23 protein-coding genes are annotated in these 24314 nt (G+C 75.5%); 9 read left to right on the forward strand and 14 right to left on the reverse strand.

Annotation, left to right across the window (positions count from 1 at the left end; all coding sequences use genetic code 11):
- Nucleotides 1–33: 33 nt before the first annotated feature.
- Nucleotides 34–1836, reverse strand: coding sequence for a hypothetical protein (locus O4J56_RS02545; RefSeq protein WP_270683412.1), 1803 nt, complete (start codon nt 1834–1836; stop codon nt 34–36).
- Nucleotides 1837–1973: 137 nt separating this feature from the next.
- On the reverse strand, nt 1974–2783 hold the full coding sequence (locus O4J56_RS02550; RefSeq protein ID WP_270683413.1) for a hypothetical protein: 810 nt from the start codon (nt 2781–2783) through the stop codon (nt 1974–1976).
- A 191-nt stretch (nt 2784–2974) separates the two neighbouring features.
- Between O4J56_RS02550 and O4J56_RS02555 the strand changes: the two genes are divergently transcribed.
- Nucleotides 2975–3391, forward strand: coding sequence for a DUF6578 domain-containing protein (locus O4J56_RS02555; RefSeq protein WP_270683414.1), 417 nt, complete (start codon nt 2975–2977; stop codon nt 3389–3391).
- A 242-nt stretch (nt 3392–3633) separates the two neighbouring features.
- Here O4J56_RS02555 and O4J56_RS02560 read toward each other — a convergent pair whose 3' ends face one another.
- The 3 genes from O4J56_RS02560 to O4J56_RS02570 are packed head-to-tail and all read right to left on the reverse strand — an operon-like array spanning nt 3634 to nt 5860.
- Nucleotides 3634–4047: a RidA family protein gene (locus O4J56_RS02560; RefSeq protein ID WP_270683415.1), complete on the reverse strand. Its 414-nt coding sequence runs from the start codon at nt 4045–4047 to the stop codon at nt 3634–3636.
- Nucleotides 4044–4847, reverse strand: coding sequence for an IclR family transcriptional regulator (locus tag O4J56_RS02565; protein ID WP_270683416.1), 804 nt, complete (start codon nt 4845–4847; stop codon nt 4044–4046). Before O4J56_RS02565 ends, O4J56_RS02560 begins: the two co-directional genes overlap by 4 nt.
- The gene (locus O4J56_RS02570; protein ID WP_270683417.1) at nt 4844–5860 is read right to left on the reverse strand and encodes a sugar kinase; all 1017 of its coding nucleotides are present in this window, start codon (nt 5858–5860) and stop codon (nt 4844–4846) included. Before O4J56_RS02570 ends, O4J56_RS02565 begins: the two co-directional genes overlap by 4 nt.
- A gap of 187 nt (nt 5861–6047) precedes the next feature.
- Here O4J56_RS02570 and O4J56_RS02575 point away from each other — a divergent pair, with 187 nt between their 5' ends.
- From O4J56_RS02575 to O4J56_RS02585, 3 genes are all read left to right on the forward strand, one after another.
- Nucleotides 6048–7352 carry a type III PLP-dependent enzyme domain-containing protein gene (locus O4J56_RS02575; RefSeq protein WP_270683418.1) on the forward strand — a complete coding sequence of 435 codons (1305 nt, stop codon included), beginning with the start codon at nt 6048–6050 and terminating at the stop codon, nt 7350–7352.
- Between the two features lie 9 nt (nt 7353–7361).
- Nucleotides 7362–8978 (forward strand): N-acyl-D-amino-acid deacylase family protein, encoded by a 1617-nt coding sequence (locus tag O4J56_RS02580; protein ID WP_270683419.1) that lies wholly within the window; start codon nt 7362–7364, stop codon nt 8976–8978.
- Nucleotides 8979–9078: 100 nt separating this feature from the next.
- Entirely contained in the window at nt 9079–10290 is a 1212-nt protein-coding gene (locus O4J56_RS02585) for an HD domain-containing protein (RefSeq protein ID WP_270683420.1), read from the forward strand.
- 15 nt (nt 10291–10305) lie between these two features.
- Here the strand turns inward: O4J56_RS02585 and O4J56_RS02590 are convergent, their stop codons facing one another.
- From O4J56_RS02590 to O4J56_RS02600, 3 genes are read right to left on the reverse strand one after another with little or no spacing between them, the layout of a single operon-like run.
- A complete protein-coding gene (locus O4J56_RS02590) occupies nt 10306–11049 on the reverse strand; it encodes an MBL fold metallo-hydrolase (RefSeq protein WP_270683421.1) in 744 nt (247 codons plus the stop codon).
- A 20-nt stretch (nt 11050–11069) separates the two neighbouring features.
- A complete protein-coding gene (locus O4J56_RS02595; protein ID WP_270683422.1) occupies nt 11070–11663 on the reverse strand; it encodes a hypothetical protein in 594 nt (197 codons plus the stop codon).
- 5 nt (nt 11664–11668) lie between these two features.
- Nucleotides 11669–12373 carry a hypothetical protein gene (locus O4J56_RS02600; protein ID WP_270683423.1) on the reverse strand — a complete coding sequence of 235 codons (705 nt, stop codon included), beginning with the start codon at nt 12371–12373 and terminating at the stop codon, nt 11669–11671.
- Between the two features lie 207 nt (nt 12374–12580).
- Here O4J56_RS02600 and O4J56_RS02605 point away from each other — a divergent pair, with 207 nt between their 5' ends.
- Together O4J56_RS02605 and O4J56_RS02610 are read left to right on the forward strand one after the other, a co-directional pair.
- Nucleotides 12581–16039, forward strand: coding sequence for an AAA family ATPase (locus O4J56_RS02605; RefSeq protein WP_270683424.1), 3459 nt, complete (start codon nt 12581–12583; stop codon nt 16037–16039).
- A gap of 149 nt (nt 16040–16188) precedes the next feature.
- Complete coding sequence (locus O4J56_RS02610; RefSeq protein WP_270683425.1) at nt 16189–16458, forward strand: hypothetical protein; 270 nt, start codon at nt 16189–16191, stop codon at nt 16456–16458.
- 87 nt (nt 16459–16545) lie between these two features.
- Here O4J56_RS02610 and O4J56_RS02615 read toward each other — a convergent pair whose 3' ends face one another.
- A complete protein-coding gene (locus tag O4J56_RS02615; protein ID WP_270683426.1) occupies nt 16546–17523 on the reverse strand; it encodes an NADP-dependent oxidoreductase in 978 nt (325 codons plus the stop codon).
- 70 nt (nt 17524–17593) lie between these two features.
- On the opposite strand from O4J56_RS02615, the gene O4J56_RS02620 reads away from it, so the two are divergent.
- The 3 genes from O4J56_RS02620 to O4J56_RS02630 all read left to right on the forward strand — a co-directional run bounded on the left by O4J56_RS02620 (nt 17594) and on the right by O4J56_RS02630 (nt 20606).
- Nucleotides 17594–18634 carry a GlxA family transcriptional regulator gene (locus O4J56_RS02620; protein ID WP_270683427.1) on the forward strand — a complete coding sequence of 347 codons (1041 nt, stop codon included), beginning with the start codon at nt 17594–17596 and terminating at the stop codon, nt 18632–18634.
- A complete protein-coding gene (locus O4J56_RS02625; protein ID WP_270683428.1) occupies nt 18631–19494 on the forward strand; it encodes a helix-turn-helix transcriptional regulator in 864 nt (287 codons plus the stop codon). The genes O4J56_RS02620 and O4J56_RS02625 overlap by 4 nt, the downstream gene beginning before the upstream one ends.
- Before the next feature lie 125 nt (nt 19495–19619).
- Nucleotides 19620–20606, forward strand: coding sequence for an aldo/keto reductase (locus O4J56_RS02630; RefSeq protein WP_270683429.1), 987 nt, complete (start codon nt 19620–19622; stop codon nt 20604–20606).
- Nucleotides 20607–20989: 383 nt separating this feature from the next.
- Here O4J56_RS02630 and O4J56_RS02635 read toward each other — a convergent pair whose 3' ends face one another.
- Genes O4J56_RS02635 through O4J56_RS02655 form a run of 5 tightly spaced genes read right to left on the reverse strand, consistent with a single transcriptional unit; the run spans nt 20990 to nt 23755 of the window.
- Nucleotides 20990–21571, reverse strand: coding sequence for a hypothetical protein (locus O4J56_RS02635; protein ID WP_270683430.1), 582 nt, complete (start codon nt 21569–21571; stop codon nt 20990–20992).
- Complete coding sequence (locus tag O4J56_RS02640; RefSeq protein ID WP_270683431.1) at nt 21564–21713, reverse strand: hypothetical protein; 150 nt, start codon at nt 21711–21713, stop codon at nt 21564–21566. Before O4J56_RS02640 ends, O4J56_RS02635 begins: the two co-directional genes overlap by 8 nt.
- Nucleotides 21706–22308 (reverse strand): lysophospholipid acyltransferase family protein, encoded by a 603-nt coding sequence (locus O4J56_RS02645; RefSeq protein ID WP_270683432.1) that lies wholly within the window; start codon nt 22306–22308, stop codon nt 21706–21708. The genes O4J56_RS02640 and O4J56_RS02645 overlap by 8 nt, the downstream gene beginning before the upstream one ends.
- Entirely contained in the window at nt 22305–23123 is an 819-nt protein-coding gene (locus O4J56_RS02650; RefSeq protein WP_270683433.1) for a phosphatidate cytidylyltransferase, read from the reverse strand. Before O4J56_RS02650 ends, O4J56_RS02645 begins: the two co-directional genes overlap by 4 nt.
- The gene (locus tag O4J56_RS02655; protein ID WP_270683434.1) at nt 23120–23755 is read right to left on the reverse strand and encodes a CDP-alcohol phosphatidyltransferase family protein; all 636 of its coding nucleotides are present in this window, start codon (nt 23753–23755) and stop codon (nt 23120–23122) included. The genes O4J56_RS02650 and O4J56_RS02655 overlap by 4 nt, the downstream gene beginning before the upstream one ends.
- Nucleotides 23756–24314 lie beyond the last annotated feature (559 nt).

Raw genomic sequence — 24314 nt, forward strand, 5'->3', positions numbered from 1 at the left:
GAACGGAGAGAGGGGCCGGGGAGGGAGGATGCGCTACCCGTCCTCCCCGGCCTCCTCGCGGAGGACGTCCTCGGCCAGGCCGAGGACGTCGGCGTCCATGCCCGGGACCGACCGGACCAGGTGGGCCAGCGACTCCAGCAGGGTCACCGGGCGCGAACGCGCCGCCTCCATGGCCAGCAGGAACCGCCAGGCGACCAGTTCGGCGACGTCCTGCCGGGCCTCGGGGTGCACCCAGGCGGTGGCGGCCAGCGAGAGCAGGGCCGCCTCGGCGGCCCAGTCCTCCGGGCCGTAGGCCAGGTCGACCAGGACGGCCCGGCGGTCCGACCCTTCCCAGGGCTGGTCGCCGCGGTGGTGGGCGATGCCCAGGCAGGCCCACGCCTGCACGCGCCGGATCCAGGCCGGCCACACGGCGGAGGGGCCGCTGGGCGGGGCGGGCGGGTGCACCATGGCGCCGAGCAGGTCCTCCAGCGGCAGCCCCGACAGCCGCACCGCCTCGTCGTAGGCGGCGGGCAGGTGCCGCCACGGGTACGCGGCCAGGATGCCCAGGGCCTCGGCGGCCTCGGCGGAGGGCGGCGGCACCGCCGGTTCGGCGTCGGCCCCCCGGTACCGCCACAGCCGGAGTCCGACCTCGCGGACCGGGCCGCGCGAGGACACCTCGGGCACGGTCAGGCGCGGGTCGGGCTCGGGGACCTCGGCCACCGAGATCGTGCACTCGGGCGCGGCCAGGCGCATCGCCAGCAGCGCGCTGGGCGGCTCAGGGGCGGAGACGGTCAGCGAGAGCGCGGACGTCGACGGGTCGACGCCCTGGTCGTGCATCTGGTGCAGCACGTTCACCACCGCCTCGGTGGCGGAGGGGATGGGCCCCAGCCAGAAGCGGGTCTGCGAGCTCTGGGTGAGGACCCGGTCGGCGTGCTCGCCGCCGGGGCGGTCGCGCAGGTGGTCGGCGAGGGCGACCAGGTGGTCCAGCCGCCCGTCGAGGGAGAAGCGCATGCCGCACGCGGTGGGGAAGGCGCTGGCGTCCTCGGGGTCCTGCTCCAGCGCGCGCTCCACCCAGGCCAGGCCGTCGTGCGGCCGCCCCGCCTTGGCGAGCAGCTCGCCGATGTCGGTGTACAGGGCGAGGTTGCCCGGGTCGAACTCCAGGGCCCGCAGCCACGCCGCCTCGGCCTCGTCCCAGCGCTGCTCGGCCCGGTAGGCGTACCCGGCGGCCATGGCGGCGTGGAAGGACGGCTCGGCGGCCTCGGAGCGCAGGGCGAGCGCGACGGCGTCCTGGGCGCGCCCGCAGCGGCGCAGCAGCATCGAGGCCGACCACAGCAGCGCCGGGTCGTCGGGCCGGGCCGCAAGGCAGCCGTCGAGCAGGGCCAGGAACGGGCGCAGCGCCCCCAGCACATCCTCGGGGACCGGGTCGTCCAGCGCGCCCACCAGCCGCAGCAGGCTGGTGCGCACCAGGTCGGGGTCGAGGCCTTCGGCGACCCGCCGGTCGTACATCCAGGCGGCGTCGGCCCAGGCGCCGTCGGGGCGGTGGCACTGGGCCGTCACGAGCAGCGGGAGCGCCTGGTCGGGGCGGCCGAGCACGGCCAGCGTGTGCGCCCGCGCGACCACGTCGCCCAGGTAGACGGGCTGCTCAACCGGGTACAGCTCGGGGCCGCCTCCGGGTTGGACGGCCAGGCGCGCCAGGAGTTCGTGGGCTTCGGGCAGCCGGGGGTCGAAGACCAGGGCGCGGGCGACGTGGCCGGCGGCGTGCTTCAGGTCCCCGCCCTCCAGCGCCAGGCGCGCCATGCTCAGTTCGCCCTCGGCCTCAAGCCGCGGATCGGCGGTCCCCTCGTGGCCCTCGGCCATGTTCCCTCCCGCATGGTGCGATGCCGCAGACATTGCCACAAACCGAGGACAGGGGGCGAATCCCCGTGTGTCACGACAGGTCAGGGGGCGGGTGGCGGCGGTGGTGCCGCGTGCGCGCCCCGTGTGCGCCGTGAGCGTCATGCCGGGTCGGGGGCGGGCAGCAGCGGTGCCACGTCCGCGCGCGCGAACCGGCCGTAGCGCCCGGGCTCCAGCCCGGCCCGCTCGGCGGTCACCTCGAAGCGGCCGACCGACCACCCGGCCTCGCGGGCCGCCTCCTCGGGGGTGAGGCTGGCGGCGAGCCAGGCCTCCCGCTCGGCGACGACGCGGGCGACGGCGTCGCGGGGCAGGGCGTCGAGGTCGGCCCGGGCGAACATCGGGTGGCCGCGGAAGGCGCCCGCCGGGACGAGCAGGCCGCTCTCGCGCAGGTCCAGCACGTCGTCGCGGCGCACGTCCAGGCCGGTGCGCTCGGCCAGCACCTCGGCGGCCCGCACCGAGCCGTGCCCGGGGTGGTCGCCGACGGCGGCGCGCAGCTCGGACGCCCGGTCGCGGAGGGCGGCCGCGGCCCGCCGCGACCACTTGCCGTCGTCGGTGTCGGGCGCGGGGACCAGGCCGCGGTCGACGGCGCGCTCCATCTGCCAGCGCTCCAGGCCGATGAAGCGCGCGAGCTGCACGGGCCCGAGCGGTCGGCCCTTGGAGCGGCCGGGCCCGTGGTCCTGCGCGCCGTCGGCGCCGTCCGCCCCGCTGTCCGGCGCGGTGCGTTCGGCCAGTTCGGCCTGGATCTCCTCGACGCGGTCGGGGAGGGTCTTGGCCAGGGCCTCGGACCAGTGGGTGCCGCGCACGTCGGGCGGCGGGACGAGGGCGAGCATGCAGGCGCGCTGGAAGTCGCCGTAGCGCATGCCCAGCCACCTGGAGAGCTGGACGGGGCCGAATTCGCGTCGGGACGCCATGGAGGACTCCTCCCGGGACGGTGGCACGGGCCTCGACGCTAAGCCGGTCGGGGAGCCGCCGGGGGAGGGATCTCCGCGCCTGTGGACGAACGCGCCCGGCGCCCGCGATCCGTGGGAGCGCCGAGGGGGCCCAGAGCGTCGAAGAGCCGTGGACGGGGAGGGGCCGACGAGTATGGACGAGGAGCGAACGGATGCGCACGGACACCGCGAGGAGGACTGCGGTGGTGTGGGTGGAGAACCGGGGGCTGCAGTGCTGCGGCGACCCGTTCTCGGTCGGGATGGAGGTCGAGTGGTTCCTGCTGCCCGCCGGGGGAGCGGACCGCGCCTGGATGGGCGAGATCCTGGACCCCGGCACCGCGGAGGGCGTCACGCACCTCCAGGAGCACCACGCGGGAAGTGAGGAGCCGGTGGCGGTGGCGGGCACGGTCCGCAGGATCCGCATCGTCCGCTGCCGGTACGCCGAGGTGCGCGGGAGCGTCCCGCGCTCCCTGCGCCCCGTGCCCCGCAGCACGGAGCTGACCGAGGCCCCCTCCGCCCACGGGTGGGAGTCCTCGGCGGGAGGGGCCCAGGTGGCCGGGTACCTGGTGGACCTGGAGACGGCCCGGTGACCCCGGGGCCCGCCCCGGACTCGGCGCGAGTCCGGCGCGGGCCCCGGGGACGTTCCCTCGGCCCTGTTCGGCGGTGCCCCGCCCCTGCGCCGTTGACCTCGGGAAAAGCGCCCCTGAGAGCGGCCCGGAAGCGTCATTTGTCCCGAGATCAACGCCGAGTGCACGCGCCCGTCCGCGCGGGCGCCCACGCGGCCGTTTCGAGCCCGACGTCCCCGGGGCCGAAGGCGGGCGGGGACGCCCGGCTAGCCGAGGACGGCCAGGGCGTCGGCCTCGACCAGCAGGCCGGCGGGCAGGCCCACGTACACGGTGGTGCGCGCGGGCGGGGCCTCCTTCAGGTCCGCGAAGTACTCGTCGTAGATCCGGTTGAACTCGGCGAAGTGGCCGGTGTCGGTGAGGTACACCCGGACCATCATCACGTCCTCCCAGGAGGCCCCGCCCTCCTGGAGGACCGCCTCGACGTTGGCGAAGGTCTGCAGGGTCTGCTCGCGCAGGCCCGGGCCGACCGGGCGGGGCGCCTCGCCCTCCGCGGCCGGGCCGAACCCGACCTGCCCGGCGACCTGCAGGATGTTCCCCTTGCGGACCCCGTGGGAGAACCGCGCGGGCGGGGTGGTGTGGGTCGCGGGGGTCAGGGCGGTCTTGGGGCTGGACGCGCTCATGGTCTCTCCTCGTGCTCGTCGGAGTGCTCGTCGGGTCCGGCGGTCCGGTCCGGTTCGGTGCGGCGCCCGCAGTACTCGGCGGAGACCGCCTCGGCGGTGCGGCGCACCTGCGGCAGGAGCCCCACCAGCGCGTCGGCGCCCACGACCACGTTGGGCGCGGACAGCGACATCGCCGCCGCCACGCGCCCGTCGGGGCCCCTGACGGGCGCGGCGACGCAGTTGATGGACTCCTCGTGGCCACCCAGGTCGGTGGCCCACCCCTGCTCGCGCACCCGGGCGAGCTCGGCCAGGAAGGCCGGTGCGTCGGGCGTCGAGTGGGGCGTGTACTTGGGGTAGTCGAGCCGCTCGGCGAGCGCGCGCCGCTCGTCCTCGGGCAGGTCGGCCAGGAGCAGCTTGGCCACGGCGGCGACGGTGATGGCGACCGGCCTGCCGATGCGCGAGTACATCCGCACCGGGTAGCGGCTGTCGACCTTGTCGATGTAGACGACCTCGTCCTCCTCGTACACCGCCAGGTGCACGGTGTGCCCGGTCTCGGCGTTGAGCCGGAGCAGGTGCGGGTGGGCGATCTCGCGCACGTCCAGCGACTCCATCGCCTCCTGGGCCAGGGAGAACAACCGCGCGCCCAGCCGGTAGCGCTGGTCGGGGCGCCGGTAGACCAGTCCGTGGTCGCACAGCGGCCGCAGCAGCCGCAGCGCCGTGGACTTGTGCACCCCCAGGCGCCGGGCCACCTGGTCGAGCGTGGCGGGGCCCTCGGCCAGCAGGGGCAGGACGGTCAGCGCGCGGTCGACGGTCTGGCTCATGGTGTCGCGGCCCTCTCTGCGCACGGTCGGGCCCCGTCGGTCCAGTCGGGGCCGAGACGCAGTGTGCCCCACTCCTCGTCGGGCAGCGCCGCCAGCGCGTCGGCGCGTCCCCGGTCGGGGGGCGGGGCCAGGTCGCCAGGGGCGGTGAGGGCGGCCGCGGCGGTGAGGTGTCCGTGGCGCAGGCGCGACACCAGCGGCAGGCCGCGCAGGGTGGACGAGAGGAACCCGGCGGCGAAGGCGTCCCCGGCGCCGACGAGGGCGGACACCTCCACGGCCGGCGCCGGGGAGAAGACGCCGGTCGGCGCGTCGCCGGTGAAGGCGGTCGCTCCGGCGGGGCCCTGCTTGACGATCAGCGCGCCGGGCTCCGGCAGGGCCGAGCGCACGGCGCGCGGCCCGCCGGTGACGCCCCAGGCGGCCTCCGCCTCGTCCTCGCCGACGAAGACGATGTCGCAGCGCCGCGCCAGCTCCAGGAGGACGTCGGGGGTGTCCGGGGCGTCGCGCCACAGCTCGTCGCGGTAGTTCACGTCGAACGACACCAGGGGCCGGCGGGGGCGCCGCCCGGTGAGCGCGCGCATCAGGGCCAGGCAGTCCTCGGACAGGGCCGGGGTGATGCCGGTGAGGTGCAGGACGCGCCCGGCGTCGGTGTCGGCCGTGTCGACGGTGGCGGGGGACATGGCCGAGGCGGCCGAACCGCTCCGGTAGTAGATGCGCTCGCGGCCGGTCCGGAAGTACACGCCGGTGCGACGGTCGGGGTCGCGGGCGACCGCCGAGGTGTCCACGCCATAGGAGGAAACGGCCCGGACCAAATAGTCGCCGAACCCGTCGTCCCCGACGCGGCCGATCCACCGTGCGCTGTGGCCCGCCCCGGCGAGGGTGCAGGCGACGTTCGATTCGGCCCCGCCGAGCGCGCGCTCGAAGGAGGGGACTTCGGCGAGCGCCCCCGGCCGGGAGGGCAGGAAGGTCACCATGGACTCGCCGAGGCAGACCGCGTCGAAGCGGGGGGTGGGGGGCATGTCGGGCCGCTCCTCGTCCACCGGCGGGGCCGGGGTCGTCTGGGGGTGTCCGGACCGGCGGGCCGGCCGGGGGGTCCGGAGGCGCGGGGGGCGCCGTTGACCGCCGTTCCCCCGGATGGTAGACAGCGACGTGCGCGAAGCGCAACGCCCATTGCAAATATTGCAACGCCGGAACCCGGGAGCCGCGATGTCCACCCCGCACCCGCACCGCCTCGGCGGCCTGGAGCGCCTCGCCGACGAGGTCGTCGACTTCCGCTTCAAGGGGCTGCCGCCCGACGCGGCGGGCACCACCGCCGGGGCCCTCGCGGCCGAGAAGCGCAACCTGTTCACCGGCGGCTTCACCACCCCGGTGCTGGCGATGTCGGCCGAACGCACCGAGCACAACCTCGCGCTCATGGAGCACTACACGCGCCGCCACGGGCTCGCGTTCGCCCCGCACGGCAAGACCTCCATGGCGCCGCAGCTCTTCGACGCCCAGCTGCGCCACGGGGCCTGGGGCATCACCCTCGCCGTCCCGCACCAGGTCCGCGTCGCCCGCGCCTTCGGGGTGCCGCGCGTCTTCCTCGCCAACGAACTGGTCGACCCGGCCGCCCTGCGCTGGCTGGCCGCCGAGCTGGACGCCGACCCGGGCTTCACCTTCGCCTGCTACGCCGACTCGGCGCGCGGGGCCGCCCTGATGGACGAGGCGCTGCGCGAGGCCGGGGCGCGGCGGCCCGTGGACGTGGTGGTCGAACTGGGCGCCGGCGCGGGCGCCCGCACCGGCGCGCGCGGCGCCGAGGGGTGCGCCGCCGTCGCCGACGCCGTGGCAGCGGCCGACCACCTGCGGCTCATCGGGGTCGCCGGGTACGAGGGCGAGGTCCCCGGCGCCGACAGCGACCGGGTCACCGCGTGGCTGCGGGAGCTGGTCGAGCTGGCCGCGGCCTTCGACCGCGACGGGCGCTTCGCCCACCTGGCGCCCGACGAGACGATCATGGTCACCGCCGGGGGGAGCGCCTGGTTCGACGCCGTCGCCGACGTCTTCGCCGGGCTCGACGGCCTCAGCCGCCCGGTCCTCAAGCTGCTGCGGTCGGGCGCCTACGTCTCCCACGACGACGGCCTCTACCGCGAGCGCACGCCGTTCAACCGGGTGCCCGAAGAGGGCGAGCTGCGGTCCGCCTTCACCCTGTGGGCGCAGGTGGTCTCCCGCCCCGAGCCCGGCCAGGCCTTCCTCAACGCCGGGCGCCGCGACGCCGCCTACGACCAGCACCTGCCCCGGCCGCACCTGGTGCGCCCGGCCGCCGGGGGGCCGGTGCGCCCCGCCGAGGGCCTGGAGGTCGCCAAGCTCTCCGACCAGCACGCCTGGCTGGAGGTGGCCGAGGGCGTCGGACTGGAGGTCGGCGACTGGGTGGGCATGGGCATGTCGCACCCCTGCACGATCTTCGACAAATGGGAGATGGTGCCCCTCGTCACCGAGGACGGGACCGTCACCGACCTCATCCGCACGTTCTTCTAGGAGGCCGCCGTGGACCTGGTCATCTCGGGCGCGCGCGTCATCGACGGCGGCGGTGGGCCCTCCTTCACCGCCGACGTCGGCGTCGAGGGCGGGCGCATCGCCGCGATCCGCCGCGGCGGTGAGCCGCCCCTCACCGGCGCGCAGCGCCTGGACGCCGACGGGCTCGCCCTGGCGCCCGGCTTCATCGACATGCACGCCCACTCCGACCTGGCCCTGCTGCGCGACCCCGACCACTCGGCCAAGGTCGCCCAGGGCGTCACCCTGGAGGTCCTCGGGCAGGACGGCCTGAGCTACGCCCCGGTCGACGACCGCACCCTGGAACAGGTGCGCCGCGCCATCACCGGGTGGAACGGCGACGGGTTCGACATCGATTTCGACTGGCGGACGGTGGGGGAGTACCTCGACCGCCTGGACCGCCAGGGCATCGCGGTCAACGCCGCCTACCTGGTGCCGCAGGGGTCGGTGCGCATGCTCGCCATGGGGTGGGAGGACCGGGAGCCGACCGCCGCGGAGCTCGACCGGATGCGCCGCCTGGTCGCCGAGGGGATGGAACAGGGCGCCGTCGGCATGTCCTCCGGGCTGACCTACACGCCCGGCATGTACGCCTCGGGCGCCGAGCTCGCCGAGCTGTGCGCCGTGGTCGCCTCGTACGGCGGCTACTACTGCCCGCACCACCGCTCCTACGGGGCCGGGGCGCTCGACGCCTACGCCGAGATGGTGGACCTCGCCCGCCGGACCGGGTGCGCCCTGCACCTGGCCCACGCCACCATGAACTTCGCGCCGAACAAGGGGCGCGCACAGGAACTCCTGGACCTGGTCGACCGCGCGCTGGAGGACGGCGTCGATGTCACCCTGGACACCTACCCCTACACCCCCGGCTCGACGACCCTTGCGGCGATGCTGCCCAGCCGTGCGAGCGAGGGCGGACCGGACGCTGTCCTCGCGCGCCTGGCCGACCCGGAGGAGACGGCGCGCATCCGCCACGTGATGGAGGTGGAGGGCTCCGACGGCTGCCACGGGGTGCCCATCGAGTGGGACACCATCGAGATCTCCGGGGTGGCCGACCCGGCGCTGTCCCACTACGTCGGCAGGACCGTCGCGGCGTCCGCGGCCGAGCGCGGGGAGGAGCCGTTCACCACGGCGCACCGGCTGCTGGTGGAGGACCGGCTCGGGACCACGATCCTGCAGCACGTCGGGCACGAGGAGAACGTGCGGGCCATCATGGGCCACCGGGTGCACACCGGCGGCAGCGACGGCATCCTCCAGGGCGACAAGCCGCACCCGCGCGCCTACGGCACCTTCCCGCGCTACCTCGGCCACTACGCGCGCGACGAGGGCGTGCTGCCGCTGGAGGAGTGCGTCGCCCACCTGACGTCCCGCCCGGCGGCGCGGCTGGGCCTGGCCGACCGGGGCCGGGTGCGCGAGGGCTACAGGGCCGACCTGGTGCTGTTCGACCCGGAGACGGTGGACGCCGGGGCCACCTTCGAGCGCCCGCGCGCGCTCCCGGTGGGCGTGCCGCACGTGCTGGTCGACGGGCGGTTCGCCGTCCGGGACGGGAAGCGCACCGACGTGCTGGCGGGACGGGCGGTGCGAGGTGGCCGGAACCGGCCACCGGAATCCGTGTGAACGGTGCCGTGGTTGGCTTTCCCTCTGCGAGGAGGTGGTGCTTTTGTGGCACCCGCGACCGATGAGGGAAAAAGCGGCGGAAGAAATTCCGGAAACCTGTATGTCCGAATCCGGGCTGCCGCTGGCCGTGCACATGATCGAGGCGATGGACGCGGCCGACGCCCTGTGGGACGGCCACCTCTCCCCGGCCTTCCGCGAGGGGCTCGCCGCGGGGATCGGGGAGGGCCGTGCGCGGGCCCTGTACCGCTGGCTGTCCGCCCTGTCCGGACTGGGCCGGTGCACGCCCGGATACCAGGCGCTGCAGGCGGTCCGGTTCTCCGGTGACGCGGCCGCGGCCCCGGTCCCGGTGGCGCCCCGCACCGGGCGCCACGACCGCGCCTCGTCGCTACTGACGGCCCTGTTCCTGCGCGAGGAGGGGTGGTCGCGCGAGGCGGCCGAGTGGGCGGGATACGCCGTGGGCGGCCACAGGGTGGACGTTCTCCGCGAAAGCGCGGATTCCGAGGAGACGGGCGGAGAGGAATGGCGCGCCGCCCAACGGGATCTGTTCCACGGAATGACTGGGGCGGCCGGATTCCCCCTGGAATCCCTCGCCGGACACGTTCCGCCCCCGGGCGTCCAGCTCGCCCTGTCCGGAGCGGTCATCCTGGCCGACCGGGTGGCGGCGCAGGGCGGGGAGCTCCCGGTGGCCGCGCCCCCGGCCCTGGCCGACCTGTCCGCCCCGAGCGGCGGCGGGGGCGACCCGCAGGTGCACGGGGCCGCCGTGGAGGCCGCCTTCGAGATGGAGGCCCCCGGCCTCCTGCTGATCGGGTCCCCCGAGGACACCGAGGCGGCCTTCGCCGCCGCCGAGGTCCTGGCCGCCAAGTTCGGGCTCGACGGATTCTTCTACGCCTTGCCCACCCAGGAGGCCCTGGACGCCGCGGCCGAGCGGGTCCTGGGCGAGCGGCGCCGGAGCCTCAACGGAATGGGCACGCTCGAACAGCTCCGGCTCGACCAGGCCGACACCACCGACCCGCGCATGATGCTCCGCCAGCTCACCCTGGTCACCCGGGCCGTGATCATCGACGCCGCCGAAACCGCGCCCGTCCCGGCCCCGCGTAGGGCGCGGCGGCTGCCGAGGGCCGTCCCGCCCGCCCTGGCCTGGCTCGGCGAGCACGGCGTGCCCGCGGTGCTCCTCACCCCTGACCTGGACGAGGCGGAGCGCAGCGCGCTCTTCGAGTCCTACACCGGCGACCTCCTGGTGCGGCCGCGGCCGGGCGCCTCACCGCGGATCACCTGGGCCACCGCCCCTCAGCGGGCGTCCCGGGCGGCGTGAGCCGGGCGGGCCGGGTCACGGGAGCGGCACGGTCAGCCCGGGCCGGGCGACCGTGATGGGCCCCTGGAAGGACATGGCCGCCGCCCGCTCCGCCTCGGCCGGGGAGGTCCCCGGCCACAGGTGGGTCAGGATCAGCCGGGCCGCCCCGGCCTGGGCCGCGTACCTCCCGGCGAGCTCGGCGGAGAGCAGGTACGGCGCCTCCAGGAGGGGGACGCGGTCGACATAGGTCGCCTCGCACAGCAGCAGGTCGGCGCCGGCCGCCAGGTCGGTGATGTGCGGGCTGGGACCGGTGTCGCCGGTGTAGGCGAAGACCGTGCCCGAGGCGGTCAGGCGCAGCCCGGCGTTGGGCACGTGGTGCGGGAGCCGCTGCGTCTCGACGAGGAACGGGCCGATCGGGAAGGTGTCGCCGGGGTCGAACTCCCGAAGGTCCCAGGCGTGGTCCACCGCGGATCCGCGGTCGAGGGCGAGCACCGCGTCCAGCGCGCCGCCCGGGGCGTGCACGGCCAGTCGCGGACAGGGCGGGTCGGCGTAGGCGCGGGCCCGCAGCAGCGGGGCGAGGTCGGCGCAGTGGTCCGGGTGGCCGTGGCTGACCAGGACCGCGTCGACGGCGGCGGGCGCGGTGTGCTCCAGAAGGCGCGGCATCACCGCGAACCCGGGGTCGACGAGGAGCCGGAAGCCCTGGTGCACCAGGAGGTAGCCGCTGCACGCCTGGGCGGCCGTCGGCCAGGCACCGCTCCCGCCCAGCACCGTCAGCCTCATGTGCGGCGACCCTATCCGGTTCACCCCTCGACCATGGACAGGCGCGCCAGCTCGGGGTGGTGGAGCAGGTGGTCGTGGCCGAAGGCCAGGTAGGACACGGCCACCGACAGCCACGGCACCGCGGGGCCCTGCCAGCGCAGCGGCTCGGTGTCGTTGAAGAGCTCCACCAGCGCCCACTGGTCGAGCAGCGGGTTGACCTGCATGGTCCCCTCGTACCACCAGGAGAGCCAGCGGGTGCCGTCCACGAGCGCCAGCAGGCGCCGGTCGGTGACGTAGACGCCGACGCGCTGCTGTTCCCGCCACTGCGGGGCCGCCATGGCCTGGGCGCGGTTGCGCGCCGAGGCGTTCCCGATCGCCTGCGCGGTGAGCCCGGCGGCGACGAACACCGGCGAGCCGAAGTAGAAGCCGTTGGACTGCTGGTAGTTCACGTCCATCGCGTAGAAGCGCGAGTAGTCGGCCACGAGCTCGGCGTGGGCGACCTCCCCGGGCTCCAGGCGGACGGGGACGAACGGCAGCCGGGGCATCTCCAGGCCGGAGAGGAGCGCGTCGCGCAGGTCGACACCGCTCTCCCAGCCGGCTTGCCACATCTGCTGCTCAGGGGGGATCCCGTTCATGGGCCTCATTCCCAGACGGTGGCCTGCAGGGTCGCCGTGCCGGTCCCGCCGGGGGAGGACACGGCCTCGACGGAGGCCACGCGCCCCTGGTCGGTCTGCACGCAGAAGCGGGCGCCGGGGGTGAAGTCGGCGCCGGTGGTGCCGTTGGTCTCGACGGCGTCGAGGCAGGCGGCCTTGTCGGGGGCCTCCGCGCCCTCGGGGAGCGGGGCGATGCCGCCCGAGGAGTTCTCGAAGGCCACGCCGTTGATGTTGGGGCGCAGGACGAAGTCGTAGCCGTCGACCCTGGCGTCCGTCACCAGCGGCGGATCGGTGTCCAGGTCGATGTAGCTCTGCGGGCTGGCGACCTCGACGGTCAGCTCGTCGTCGAAGACGACGGTGTCCTGGGGCTCCTGGCCGGCGTCGTCCTCGGCGGCGGCATCGTCCTGCCCGCCGTCCTGCCCGCCGCCGGACTCCCCGCCGGAACCCTGGGCGTCCTCCTGGGACGCGTCCGGGGAGCCCTCGCCCTCGGCGCCGCGCCCCATCGTGAAGAACACCACCGCCGCCGCGACGAGCACGGCGAAGCCCAGGAAGACGACCGCCACCACGAGCGCCTTGTTGCCGCCCCCTCCGCCGGAGCCCTGTCCGGCGGAGGCGCCCGGAGGCGGCGGAGGCTGCGGATAGGACCGGCCGCCCGTGCCGGAGGGGGAGGGGTAGCTCAACGGGATCTCCAAGCCAGGTCTTCGGGAGCGGAAGGGGCGCTCGCCCGCGGTCGCCGGAATTCTACGGCCCTCCGGGAGAGGCGGACCGGCCGTATGCGCCGACACGGTCGCGCATCGTCCGAACACCGGGCCGGACGGGGCGATACCGTACGGACCGTACCGTTGCGGGCGCGCCGGTCCCGGTGGTGGAACGCCCCCTGTCCCCTCTGGAGTGCATGGATGTTCACGGTCCACGTGTCGAGGTCCGCGCGCGGCGCGGCCTCCGGTCTCGATGAGATCCTCCGGCACCCCTCGTGTGCCGGGATGGACCTCTACCTGCACGTGGACCCCGGGGAGTACACGGCCGACGAGGCGCTCGTGGTGGACCGGCACGTGATCGTGGTGCCGACCCAGGGGCCGGGCACGGTCTCGGTCTCGGTGGCCGACGACGCCGTGTTCGAGGTGCGCCAGGGCCGCCTGGAGCTGTACGGGGTCGAGGTGGTCGGCGGTTCGGAGCGGCACCCCGGCATCGAGCTGTACCCCGGCACCTCGATGAAGGCCCTGGACTGCGCCTTCGCCCTGCCGCTCGGCATCGCCGCGGACGCGGCGCCGGTGGACCTGGAGGGGTGCCGGGTCTCCGGCGGGACGCTGCGCATGCGCGGCGGGGGCGGCCGCCTCGTCGACACCTCCTTCGACCGCGCCGGGGTGGAGGTGACCGGGGAGGCGCGGGCCGAACTGCTGCGGCTGAGCTTCACCGGCCCGTCCCAGAGCCACGCCCTGGTGGTGGCGGACCGCGCCGCTCCCGAGGTTACGGAGTGCACCTTCACCGGCACGGGCACCGAGGAGAACCTCACCGTGGGCGTGGTGGGGGGCGCCTCGCCCTCCCTCACCGACTGCACCGTCGAGGACGCCGCGGGGCGGGGGATCTGGGTGGGGCAGCGCTCGACCCCCTCCTTCACCCGGCTGCGGGTGTCCGGCGGCGTCCGCGACCAGGTCGCCGTGCTGGTCGAGGAGGACTCCCGGGCGTCCTTCCGGGACTGCGCGGTCAGCGCGGCGGCCGGGCCGGTCCTCTTCGTCCACCAGGCCGAGGCGCGCGTGTCCGGGCTGGAGGTGGACGGCGCCGCGAACGACGTGTTCCAAGGGGTGGGCGGCCGGATCAGCGTGGACGGCGCCAGGCTCCGGGACGTCTCGGGGACCGCGCTCAACCTTCAGGGCTCCGGCCGAGCCGAGGTCCGGGGGCTCCACGTGCGCTCATCCCCCTCGGCGGCGGGGGAGGAGCCCAAGCCGGGCGTCCGGCTGTCCGGAGCGCGCGCCGACATCGACGACTCAACGATCACCGGCACCGGCGCCGGGGTGGGCGTGGTCGCGCGCCAGAGCTCCCTGGCCCTGCGGTCGGTCGAGATCAGCGGAGTGCTCTCCGGCGTGCGCATCCTGGAGGACACCACCCTCAAGGCCGAGGGGCTGACCGTCGCCCGCTGCCACAAGAGCGCGCTGCTGGCGGACTCCGGGGCCTACGGAGAGGTCGTCGGAGCCGACCTGCGCGTCTTGGGCGGGGGCACCAACGGCGTCACCGTGGGGGACGGGGGCCGCATCGCCCTCAAGGACTCCACGGTCGCCGGGGGCACGAACGGGATCGCGGTCACGGACGGCGGCGCGGCGACCGTCGAGGAGACCACCATCACCGGCGTCAACCAGGTCGGCGCCGGGGTCAAGGGGAGCGGCCGCCTCCGGCTGGTGCGCTGCACGCTGCGCCGCAACGGGCAGAAGGACCTCCACGCCGACCCGGGGTCCGTGCTCCAGGTGGAGGACACCGAGACCGAGAAGGGCCTCCCCGAGCAGGCGGTGCGCGCCGCCTCCGACCGGGTCGCCCCCGCCCCGGCCGCCGCGCCCGCCGACGCGGGCACCGGAGCGCGCCCGCTCGACGAGGTGCTCGCCGAGCTGGACGCGATGGTCGGACTCGACGGGGTGAAGAAGGAGGTCCGCGCCCTGGTCGACCTGCACCGGGTGAACGCCAAGCGCGTCGAGGCCGGGCTGCCGAGCCTCGACTTCAGCCGGCACCTGGTCTTCTCCGGCCCACCCGGCACCGGCAAGACCACGGTGGCGCGCATCTACGGGCAGGTGCTGCGCTCCCTCGGGGTGCTGGAGCGGGGCGGCTTCATCGAGGCCTCCCGCGGCGACCTCGTCGGCGAGCACCTGGGCGAGACCACGCGCAAGACCACCGAGCTGTTCCAGCGCGCCCGCGGCGGCGTGCTGTTCATCGACGAGGCCTACGCCCTCTCCCGCACATTCGGCAGCGGCGCCGACTTCGGCCAGGAGGCCATCGACGCCATGATCAAGCTGATGGAGGACGCGCGCGAGGAGGTCGTCGTGGTCTTCGCGGGCTACTCCGACGAGATGCGTACCTTCCTCGCCGCCAACCCGGGCCTGAAGTCCCGTGTCTCGCGCACCGTGGAGTTCCCGAACTACCAGCCCGAGCAGCTCGCCACCATCTTCACGGCCATGGCCGAGGGCAAGGGCTACGTCCTCGGCCGGGGCGTGCGCGACCTGGTCGTGCGGCACTTCCAGGGGCAGACGCAGGACGCCTCATTCGGCAACGGGCGCGAGGCGCGGCGCATGTTCGAGCACGTCGTGCAGCGGCAGGCCAGCCGCCTGGTGGCCGACGGGGCCACCGCCGCCGACGACCTCACCCGGATCGTCCCGGGCGACCTGGAGGGCGCGGTCGACCCCGGGCTGACCGCCCGGGTCGGCGCCCCGCGCGACGAGCAGCAGGCCCAGGAGCTGATGCGGCGCCTGGAGTCCATGGTGGGCCTGGACAGCGCCAAGCGCGAGGTGACCGAGCTGACGAGCCTCATCTCGGCCGGGCGGCGCCGCCAGGCGGCCGGGCTGGAGGCGCCGCTGCCCTCCCGCAACCTGGTCTTCGCCGGGCCTCCCGGCACCGGCAAGACGACCGTGGCGCGGATCTACGGCGAGCTGCTGGCCGCGCTGGGGGTGCTGGCCCAGGGGCAGGTGGTGGAGGCCTCCCGCGCCGACCTGGTGGGCCGCTACCAGGGGCACACCGCGCAGCAGACCCGCGAGGTGGTCGAGCGGGCGCGCGGCGGCGTGCTGTTCATCGACGAGGCCTACAGCCTGGCGGGCGGGGGCGGCGGGGGCGACTTCGGGGCCGAGGCCGTGGAGACCCTGCTCAAGCTGATGGAGGACCACCGGGACGAGCTCGTGGTGATCGCCGCGGGCTACACCGACCGGATGCGCGGGTTCCTCGCCGCCAACCCGGGCCTGGCCTCCCGCTTCTCGCGCACCGTCGACTTCGCCCCCTACACCCCCGGCGAGCTCGTGGACATCTTCGCCGATACGGCCCTGGCAGGGGACTTCCTGGTGCCCGACCCGACGCGTGAGGCCGTCGCCTCGGCCGTGCGCTCGGAGCGGGAGCGGTTCTCCCACGGCAACGCCCGCGAGATCCGCAAGCTCTTCGAGGACGCCGTGGCCCGGCACTCGCGCCGGATCGAGCAGCAGGCGTCCGGCGGCCGGGAGCCCACGCTCGAACAGCTCCAGAACCTGCTGCCGGAGGACGTCCTGCCCGGGGGCGTCCCCGGCGGCGCGGCTCACGGAGGCGGGGCCCTCGGGGAGGGCGCCCCAGGGGACGGCACGCCAGGGCACGGCGCCGCCTTCGCAGCGGATCCGGGCGTGCGCGGACGGCGATAAGGTGGCGTTCCGTCCCCAGTGTCGTTACTCACAGAGAGCAGGCGGAACAGGTGCGGGCGTCGAGTCTTCGCCAAGGTCGGGAGTGTCGCGGGTCCGGTGGCCGGGCCCAGAGCGGTCCCCGGAGGCGGCCATGGCGCGCTCCTCTGGCGGTGTGCGCCGCAGGGCTGCCCGTCGCGGCCGTCCTCGTCGCCTACCGGCGGGGTCTGCACGTCCCCGGCGCGCCCCTGGTGAAGTCAGCGCTCCCGGAGTACGTCGAGGCGCTGCCGTGGTTCGCCCACGGGCTGTGGGTGGGAGTCCTGATGCTCCTGGCCAGCAGTGTGCTGCTGTCCTTCCCCGAGCGCGCGCGCACGCGGTGGCTGGTGTGCGCGCTGGCCGGGGCCACCGTGCTGGCCGCCGCCCTCGCGGGCGCGAGCACCTGAGGCCCCACCGCTCGTTGATCTCGGGAAAAACGCCCCTACCAGCGCGGTTTTAGCGTCGTTTCTCCCGAGATCAACATGGGGTCGGGGTCAGTCCTCGGAGACCGACAGCACCAGCTTGCCCTGCACGCGCCCGGTGTCGCCCTCACGGTGGGCGTCGGCGGCCTTCTCCAGGGGGAACACCCCCGCGATCTCCGGGCGCAGGGCGCCCGCGTTCACGAGGGCGGCGACGGCGCGCATCCCCGCCTGGTCGTGCTCGACCAGCATCTCCACCCCGCGCAGCCCGCGCTCGCGCGCCTCAGAGGCCAGGCGGTCGGTCCCGGTGGGCAGGATGCTCACCACGATGCCGCCGGACTTCAGGGAGCCGAGCGACTTCAGCGCGTTCTCCGGGCTCACGGTCTCCAGGACGACGTCCGCGTCCGTCACGGCCTCGGTGAAGTCCTGCGACGTGTAGTCGACGACCTCGTCGGCCCCCAGGCCCTTGACGAAGTCGTGCTTGGGCGCGCTGGCCGTCCCGACCACTCGGGCGCCGCGCGCCTTGGCGATCTGGACCGCGAAGTGCCCCACCCCGCCGGCGGCGGCGTGCACGAGCACCTTCTGCCCGGCCTCCAGGTCGGCGGTGTCGACCAGCGCCTGCCATGCGGTGAGGGCGGCCAGCGGGACCGCCGAGGCGTGGACGTGGTCGAGCGGCGACGGCTTGGGGGCGAAGGCGCGGGCCGGCCCCGTCACGTACTCGGCGTGCGACCCGGCCCCGTAGGGGTAGGGCAGCATGCCGAACACCTCGTCGCCCGGCCGGTACAGCGCGACCCCGATGCCGACGGCCGCCACCACCCCGGACACGTCCCACCCCAGGACGTACGGCGGGTCGCCGAGGAAGCGGCGTCCGCTGCGGTGCTTGTAGTCGGTCGGGTTCACGCCCGCCGCGCGCACCCGGACCAGCACCTCGCCCGGCCCGGGGGCGGGGACCTCCTTCTCGACCAGGTGCAGCACCTCGGGGCCGCCGTGGGCGTCCTGGGAGACCGCGCGCATGGTGGCCGGGATCTCCGGCTTCGTCGTGTCGTTGCTCATGCACACCAGGGTGGCGCAGGAGGGCCGGGAACGAAATGGCCGGATCGCCAATGTCCGATACGATCCTGCCATGCGCCGATCCGCCGTGACCGCACCGCACCGTGTCGCCGTCCTCGCCCTGCCCGGCGTCTACCCCTTCGAACTGGGCATCCCCGCGCGTGTCTTCGGTGAGCTGGGGGAGGAGTACGAGGTCGTCACCTGCGGCGCCGGGCCCGAGCGCGGACCGGGGAGTGTCGCCACCCGGGAGGACTTCGCCGTCGCCCTGGAGCACGGCCCGGAGGCGCTGGAGACGGCGGACACCGTCGTCATCCCGCCGTTCGACCTGGCGCCGCTGGTGGATACCGGCCGTCCGCCCGCCGCCGCCGTCGACGCGCTGCGCCGCGTCCGCCCCGACGCGCGGCTGGTGTCGATCTGCACCGCCTCCTTCCTGCTGGCCGCCCTGGGGCTGCTGGACGGCCGCCGGGCCGCCACCCACTGGCACCAGGCCGACCTCATGCGGCGCCTCTTCCCCCGGGTGGAGGTCGACCCGGGGGTGCTGTTCGTCGACGAGGGCCGGATCCTCACCTCGGCCGGGGCCGCCTCCGGTGTGGACGCCTGCCTGCACCTGGTGCGCCGGGACCACGGCGCCGGGGCCGCCAACCGGGCGGCGCGGGCCTGCGTCGTCCCGCCCTGGCGCGACGGCGGGCAGGCCCAGTACATCGAACGGCCGGTCCCCGAGACCGGGGACGCGGGCACCTCGGCGACCCGGGAGTGGGCGCTGGCCCGCCTCGACCGGCCGCTGACCACGGCCGAGCTGGCCCGGCACGCGCGGATGAGCGAGCGCACCTTCGCCCGCCGGTTCCAGCAGGAGACCGGGACCAGCCCGGGCCGGTGGCTCACCGCCCAGCGGGTCGCCCGCGCCCGGGACCTGCTGGAGGGCACCGACCTGCCGGTGGACCGGGTCGCCGCCGAGGTGGGGTTCGCCACCGCCGCCTCCCTGCGGCGGCACCTGCACGCGGCCATCGGCGTCTCCCCGCTGGCCTACCGGCGCACCTTCCGCTCCGGCCCCGGGGCCGACCCCCGCTCCGGCCCCGGGGCCGGGGTCCCGGCCGCGGCTATCGTGGGGGCATGAGCGCTCCGACGCCGCCCGCCGACCCCGCCCTGCGCCGCCGTGACGAACTGCGGCACTTCCTGCGCACCCGCCGTGCCCGGCTCACGCCCCAGGACGTGGGCATGCCCGAGGCCGGGCGCCGCCGCACACCCGGGCTGCGCCGCGAGGAGGTCGCCGTCCTGTCCGGAGTCGGCGTGTCCTGGTACACCCGGCTGGAGCAGGGCCGCGACATCAACGTCTCCGGCGACGTCCTGGACGCGATCGCCCGGACGCTGCGCATGGACGCGGCCGAGCGCGAGCACCTGTACCTGCTGTCGGGGCTCAACCCGCCGCTCGCCGCCCCCGAGCCCGGTGCGCGCGTGTCCGGCGAGCTGGTGCGGCTGCTGGACGCCTGGTCGCCCCGCCCGGCCCACATCCGGGACCGGTACTGGAACCTGGTCGCGGTCAACGACGTGTCCGCCGAGGTGCTCGGTTACGGCGAGGGCGAGCACAACTGCCTGGTCACCTTCTTCACCAGCGCCCGCTACCGGGCGCTGATGCGGCACTGGGAGGAGACGGCCCCGCACGTTGTGGGCCGGTTCCGCAAGGACGCCGCCCACTACCCGGACGACCCGGAGTTCGGCCGCATCGCCTCGGACCTGATGTCGGTGAGCCCGGAGTTCGCCGAGATGTGGGAGCGGCACGAGGTCCTGCCCGAGTCCAGCTCCGTCAAGGCGGTGGTCCATCCGCAGGCGGGCGACCTGGTCTTCGAGGCGACCCTGCTCGGCATCCCCGAGCTGCCCGGCCACAGCCTGGTGCTCTACAACCCCCGGCCCGGAACCGGCACACAGGAGGCGCTGGAGCGGCTGATGTCCTCGGTGCGCCTGGCGGCCGCGGGGTGATCGGCCGCGGGGGATCGGGCACGGGGACTCGGGCGCGGGGCGAGCGGCCGCCCGAAGGGTGGCACTGGCAGTGACAGGATCACCCGGGGCTGCCGGTTCCGCGGCGGCGGCCCCAAGCTGGTCCCATGAACGACAACGGATCCAAGCGCACACGCACGTTCCAGGGGCACGAGGTCGGAGCCGTCGGGCTCGGACTCATGGGGATGAGCTGGGGGTATTCGGCCTCGGAGCGGGATGACGCCGCCTCGGTCGACCTCATCCGCCAGGCCGTCGACATGGGCGTGACCTTCATCGACACCGCCCAGGTGTACGGCTCCGGCCACAACGAGGGGCTGCTCGGCGAGGCCCTCAAGGGCATCCGCGACCGGGTCACCGTCGCCACCAAGACGGGGCTGGTCATCACCGACCCCGGCACCTACAGCATGCGGCTCGACGGCTCCCCCGAACACGTCAAGCGGTCCCTGGAGGAGAGCCTGAACCTCCTGGGCACCGACACCGTCGACCTGTACTACCTGCACCGCGTCGACCCCGAGGTCCCGCTGGCCGAGACCTGGGGCGCGATGGCCGAGCTGGTGCAGGAGGGCAAGGCGCGGCACCTGGGGCTGTCGGAGGTCACCCGGGCCCAGGCCGAGGAGGCGCACGCGATCCACCCCGTGGCCGCCGTCCAGTCCGAACTGTCGCTGTGGACGCGGGACGCCCAGGGCGGCGACGCCGAGGGCCCCGGGGACGTGGTGGGGTGGACCGCTGAGAACGGCGCCGCCTTCGTCCCCTTCTCCCCGCTGGGGCGCGGATTCCTCACCGGCGCCGTGGACGTCTCCTCCATCGAGGAGGGCGACTTCCGGACGCGCCAGCCGCGTTTCCAGGAGGAGGCCGCCAAGCAGAACATGCGCATCGTCGAGGTGGTCAAGCGCGTCGCCGAGCGCAAGGGCGCGACCCCGGCGCAGGTGGCGATCGCCTGGACGATGGCCCAGGGGGAGCACGTCATCCCGATCCCGGGGACCAAGAAGATGCGCTACCTCAAGGACAACGTGGGCGCCGCCGATGTCGACCTCACGGCGGAGGACCTGCGCGAGCTGGACTCGGTCCCCGCTCCGGTCGGGTCCCGGTACTGACCCGGGGGCGAACGGGTCCGAGGCCGAAGCAGGCTGCGGAAGAGGGCGCGCGGATCGGCGGGTGTGCTCCGCGTTGATCTCGGGACGAACGACGCTTCTGGGCCGCTCTCAAGTTTCGGGTTTTCGGTGTGCGGGGGCACGGGCCGGTTGCCCCGGGGTGAGTCGGTGCTCCCGCGACCACGGAGCTCTGCGGCCACCGCCCCGACCGGGGAGGACACCGGCACCCCGAAAACCCAACACTTGAGGGGCCGCTCTTAGGGGCGCATTTCCCGAGATCAACGACGCGGGGGCGGCGGTCGGCGGCGGAGACGGCGGGGTCGGCCCGCTGCGGTCCGTCCGCCTGTCCGCGTGGGCTCTGAGGGGGGCGGCCTCGGCCGCCCCCTTCAGCGCCAGCCGCGCACGATGAGTGTCAGCGCCCCGGCGAACCCCGTGCCCACCGCCGCCAGGTAGACGGGGTAGCGGTGGCGCTGGCCGCGCGCTGCGGCGCCGAAGGCCGACAGCGCCAGACCGGCACCGAGGATGCGCGTGCCCCGTGCCCGCGCGCTGGCGGCGGTGAAGGCCGCCGCACCGAGCCTCTCCCGCCCGGCCCGGGCGGCGTACACCTTGTAGGGGATGCCCGCCAGCGGCTGGTGGCGGACCCCCTTCGCTCCTTCGGCGGCCATCTGCTCGGCCACCGTGGCCCGCATCCGGGCCGTGGTCAGCGGCGCGGGCACGTCCACCCCGGAGCGCGCCAGCCCGTAGGCCACCGCACCCCCGGCGACGCTCCCGACGGCCGCCGAGGCGGCCAGCCTCGGGCCCGACCAGGGGTCGGCCACGCACAGCGCCGCCAGGGCGACCTCGGGCAGCACGGGCCACGACAGGGCCTCCGCGAAGCCCCAGCCGGCCGCCAGCGCTGTCCCGTAGGGCGAGCGGGCCAGGCGCGCCGCGCGCTTGCGGAGCGCGGAGTCGGCAAGGACGTCAGACATGGGCGGGCTCCTCCAGCATCCGGGCGATCTGTTTCTTGGCCTCCGCGAAGCCCCAGCCGGCCGCCAGCGCCGTCCCGTAGGGCGAGCGGGCCAGGCGCGCCGCGCGCTTGCGGAGCGCGGAGTCGGCAAGGACGTCAGACATGGGCGGGCTCCTCCAGCATCCGGGTGATCTGTTCCTTGGCCTCCGCGACGCCCTCGGCCGGGAGGCCGAACCGAACCGTCACGCGGGTCGGTGTGACGCCGCCGCCCTTGGGCAGCAGCGCGCGCGTGCCGCTGATGGCGGCGGGCACCAGGGGCACGCCCGCGTGGGCGGCGAGGCGGGCGGCGCCGGAGTGGAAGCGGCCCATCCCTCCGTCGACCGAGCGGGTCCCCTCCGGGTAGACGATGACCGCGCGGCCCTCGTCCAGCAAGGCGCGGGCCGCCAGCAGGTCGGCGCATCCACCGCCGTTCCGCCGGACGGGGAACGCGCCGGTCAGCGCCTTGGCCGGCCAAGCGCGCAGGCCGTGCTCGAACCAGTAGTCGCCCGCGGCGGCCACGGCCGGGCGCGTGCGTACCGGCAGAGCGGCGATGAGGGCCGCCGTGTCCGCGTGCGAGGAGTGGTTCGCGACCACGACGCAGGGGCCTTCGGGCGCCGGTCCGTCCGTGCGGATGCCGCCGGTGGCGGTGAGGACCAGCCGCCAGAGGGCTGCGCGGGAGACGGCACCGGGGGAGAGGGGGCCGGGAGTCGTTCCGTTCATGTGAGCACCACCGCTACGGGAAGGGCGAGCAGGAGCGAGTCGGCGCGGTCGAGCAGGCCGCCCATGCCGGGCAGCCAGCCACCGGCGTCCTTGACTCCGGCGCCGCGCTTGACCATGGATTCGAGGAGGTCGCCGAGGGGCGCGGCGACCGCGACGGCCACCGCCGCGCCGGGCGTGAGCGCCCCGAGCAGCGCCAGCACCGCGATGCCCGCCGCCGCGCCGGCGACCACGCCGCCCCAGCGCTTGGCGGGCGAGAGCGGGGACAGCGGCGAGCCGCCGAGCCAGTGCCTGCCGAAGAAGTGCCCGCCGAACCAGGCACCCACGTCGGCCACCGCGACCGCGGCGACGAGGGCGAAAGCGGCGGGGCCGAGCAGCACCAGGCCCACCGGCGCCGAGAGCCACACCACCCCGAACACCGCGCGCGCCGCACGGCGCGCCCCGTCCTCGGCGTCGCCGGACAGGACCGGGACCAGTGCGGCGGCGAGGACTCCGAGCAGGGCCGCCCGCCAGAGCAGGTCGGGCGCGAGCCACGCGGCGACGGGCAGCGCCGCCACCACGGTCCCGGCGACGGCGGTCTCGGCCGTGCGGAGCCCGGTCATGCGCCCGTACTCGGCCATGGCGACCGCGGCGACCGCCGAGGCGAGCACGGCGGCCCCCGGCGCGCCCAGGGCGAGGGCACCGCCGACGACGGGGGCGATGACGGCCCAGCTGATCCAGCGGCGGACCAGTTCCCGCCTGCGCGAGAGCCATACGCCCGCGCCGCTTACCCCCAGGGCCCCGGCGATGTAGGGGGCGGCCTCCACCGCGCCGATCACCGGGCACCCCCGGACGCGGGAGCCGCGGAGGCCGCCGCCGGCCCCGCCGTGTCGAGCGCGTGCAGCGCCCTGCGGACGCGGACCAGCCGGAGCACCGCCGTGACCAGCGAGCCGACGATCATCAGCGGGAACACCAGGGCGGTGAACCCGGTCAGCGCCAGCAGCACGAACTGGGCGCAGCGCTCGGTCTTGCCCGATGGGCCGCCCTGCAGGCGCGGCGCACCGGCCGCCGCACCCGCCAGGGAGACCCAGGAGGGGAGCGTGGCCGCCAGCGCGGCGCCCAGCACGAGGGCGGAGGGGTAGGCGGCCAGGCACCCGGCCAGCACGGCGAACTCGGCCAGCCGGTCACCCAGCTCGTTGTCCACCGCCCCGGCGCGGGTCGAGCGCCCGCTCTCCCGGGCGACACCGCCGTCCAGGTTGGCGCAGGCGAGCCGGGCCACGAGGAGGGCGCCGACGGCTCCGGCGGCGAGGGGGCCGGGGGGCAGCGCGGCGATCACGCCTCCGGCGGCGGCGCCGAACGCGACCCCGCCCCAGGTGAGCACCGCGGGGGCCACGCCCCGGGCGACCAGCGCGCGCCGCAGGGACGCCAGGCGGTCGGCGAACCAGGGCTTGAGTGCGTAGAGTCCGTCCATACCCGACAGACTCGCCGGACCAGCCCCTCCACGACATCGGGACGGACCCCCAGCGGCGCTGAGTAGTCCTACTCAGACCCCCACGCCCGGACGCTGAAACCGCCCCCTCACGGTCCGGACGGGCGGCTGAGCCAGCACCCCGCTTGCGGCCCCGGCCGGGCGGCGGCCCGCTTGCGGCCCCAGCCGGGCGGCACCCCGCTTGCGGCCCCAGCCGGGCGGCGGCCCGCCGGGGTGTGGGGTGGAAGGCGGCGACGAGGAAAGGTCGGCGGCCCTTCCGGCAGCGCTGTCGCGTACGGCGCGTGCGGGTGGCCGCCGTCGATGGCGGCGACGGCGATAGCAGGGCGGTTCCCCGGCCCTGCTTGCCGGGCGCGAGGCCCCTTGCGGTCCGGTGCGCGGTGGCGGAGGTGCGTGCCCGCCCGCGTTCGTGGCGCCCGCACCCCCAGTGCCCCTCCTCGTTGATCTCGGGAAAAGCGCCCCTACCGGGCCGGTTTTAGCGTCGTTTCTCCCGAGATCAACGAGGGAACGGCGGCACGGGGGCGCGCTGGTGTTGATCTCGGGG

The sequence above is a fragment of the Nocardiopsis endophytica genome (genome assembly GCF_027706725.1).
GTDB lineage: Bacteria > Actinomycetota > Actinomycetes > Streptosporangiales > Streptosporangiaceae > Nocardiopsis_A > Nocardiopsis_A endophytica.

What these genes read in the sequence shown, in the direction of transcription:
- O4J56_RS02545 (WP_270683412.1), bottom strand. Translation starts at nt 1,836, where the DNA reads ATGGCCGAGGGCCACGAGGGGACCGCCGATCCGCGGCTTGAGGCCGAG.
- O4J56_RS02550 (WP_270683413.1), bottom strand. Translation starts at nt 2,783, where the DNA reads ATGGCGTCCCGACGCGAATTCGGCCCCGTCCAGCTCTCCAGGTGGCTG.
- O4J56_RS02555 (WP_270683414.1), top strand. Translation starts at nt 2,975, where the DNA reads ATGCGCACGGACACCGCGAGGAGGACTGCGGTGGTGTGGGTGGAGAAC.
- O4J56_RS02560 (WP_270683415.1), bottom strand. Translation starts at nt 4,047, where the DNA reads ATGAGCGCGTCCAGCCCCAAGACCGCCCTGACCCCCGCGACCCACACC.
- O4J56_RS02565 (WP_270683416.1), bottom strand. Translation starts at nt 4,847, where the DNA reads ATGAGCCAGACCGTCGACCGCGCGCTGACCGTCCTGCCCCTGCTGGCC.
- O4J56_RS02570 (WP_270683417.1), bottom strand. Translation starts at nt 5,860, where the DNA reads ATGCCCCCCACCCCCCGCTTCGACGCGGTCTGCCTCGGCGAGTCCATG.
- O4J56_RS02575 (WP_270683418.1), top strand. Translation starts at nt 6,048, where the DNA reads ATGTCCACCCCGCACCCGCACCGCCTCGGCGGCCTGGAGCGCCTCGCC.
- O4J56_RS02585 (WP_270683420.1), top strand. Translation starts at nt 9,079, where the DNA reads ATGTCCGAATCCGGGCTGCCGCTGGCCGTGCACATGATCGAGGCGATG.
- O4J56_RS02590 (WP_270683421.1), bottom strand. Translation starts at nt 11,049, where the DNA reads ATGAGGCTGACGGTGCTGGGCGGGAGCGGTGCCTGGCCGACGGCCGCC.
- O4J56_RS02595 (WP_270683422.1), bottom strand. Translation starts at nt 11,663, where the DNA reads ATGAACGGGATCCCCCCTGAGCAGCAGATGTGGCAAGCCGGCTGGGAG.
- O4J56_RS02605 (WP_270683424.1), top strand. Translation starts at nt 12,581, where the DNA reads ATGTTCACGGTCCACGTGTCGAGGTCCGCGCGCGGCGCGGCCTCCGGT.
- O4J56_RS02615 (WP_270683426.1), bottom strand. Translation starts at nt 17,523, where the DNA reads ATGAGCAACGACACGACGAAGCCGGAGATCCCGGCCACCATGCGCGCG.
- O4J56_RS02620 (WP_270683427.1), top strand. Translation starts at nt 17,594, where the DNA reads ATGCGCCGATCCGCCGTGACCGCACCGCACCGTGTCGCCGTCCTCGCC.
- O4J56_RS02625 (WP_270683428.1), top strand. Translation starts at nt 18,631, where the DNA reads ATGAGCGCTCCGACGCCGCCCGCCGACCCCGCCCTGCGCCGCCGTGAC.
- O4J56_RS02630 (WP_270683429.1), top strand. Translation starts at nt 19,620, where the DNA reads ATGAACGACAACGGATCCAAGCGCACACGCACGTTCCAGGGGCACGAG.
- O4J56_RS02635 (WP_270683430.1), bottom strand. Translation starts at nt 21,571, where the DNA reads ATGTCTGACGTCCTTGCCGACTCCGCGCTCCGCAAGCGCGCGGCGCGC.
- O4J56_RS02640 (WP_270683431.1), bottom strand. Translation starts at nt 21,713, where the DNA reads ATGTCTGACGTCCTTGCCGACTCCGCGCTCCGCAAGCGCGCGGCGCGC.
- O4J56_RS02645 (WP_270683432.1), bottom strand. Translation starts at nt 22,308, where the DNA reads ATGAACGGAACGACTCCCGGCCCCCTCTCCCCCGGTGCCGTCTCCCGC.
- O4J56_RS02655 (WP_270683434.1), bottom strand. Translation starts at nt 23,755, where the DNA reads ATGGACGGACTCTACGCACTCAAGCCCTGGTTCGCCGACCGCCTGGCG.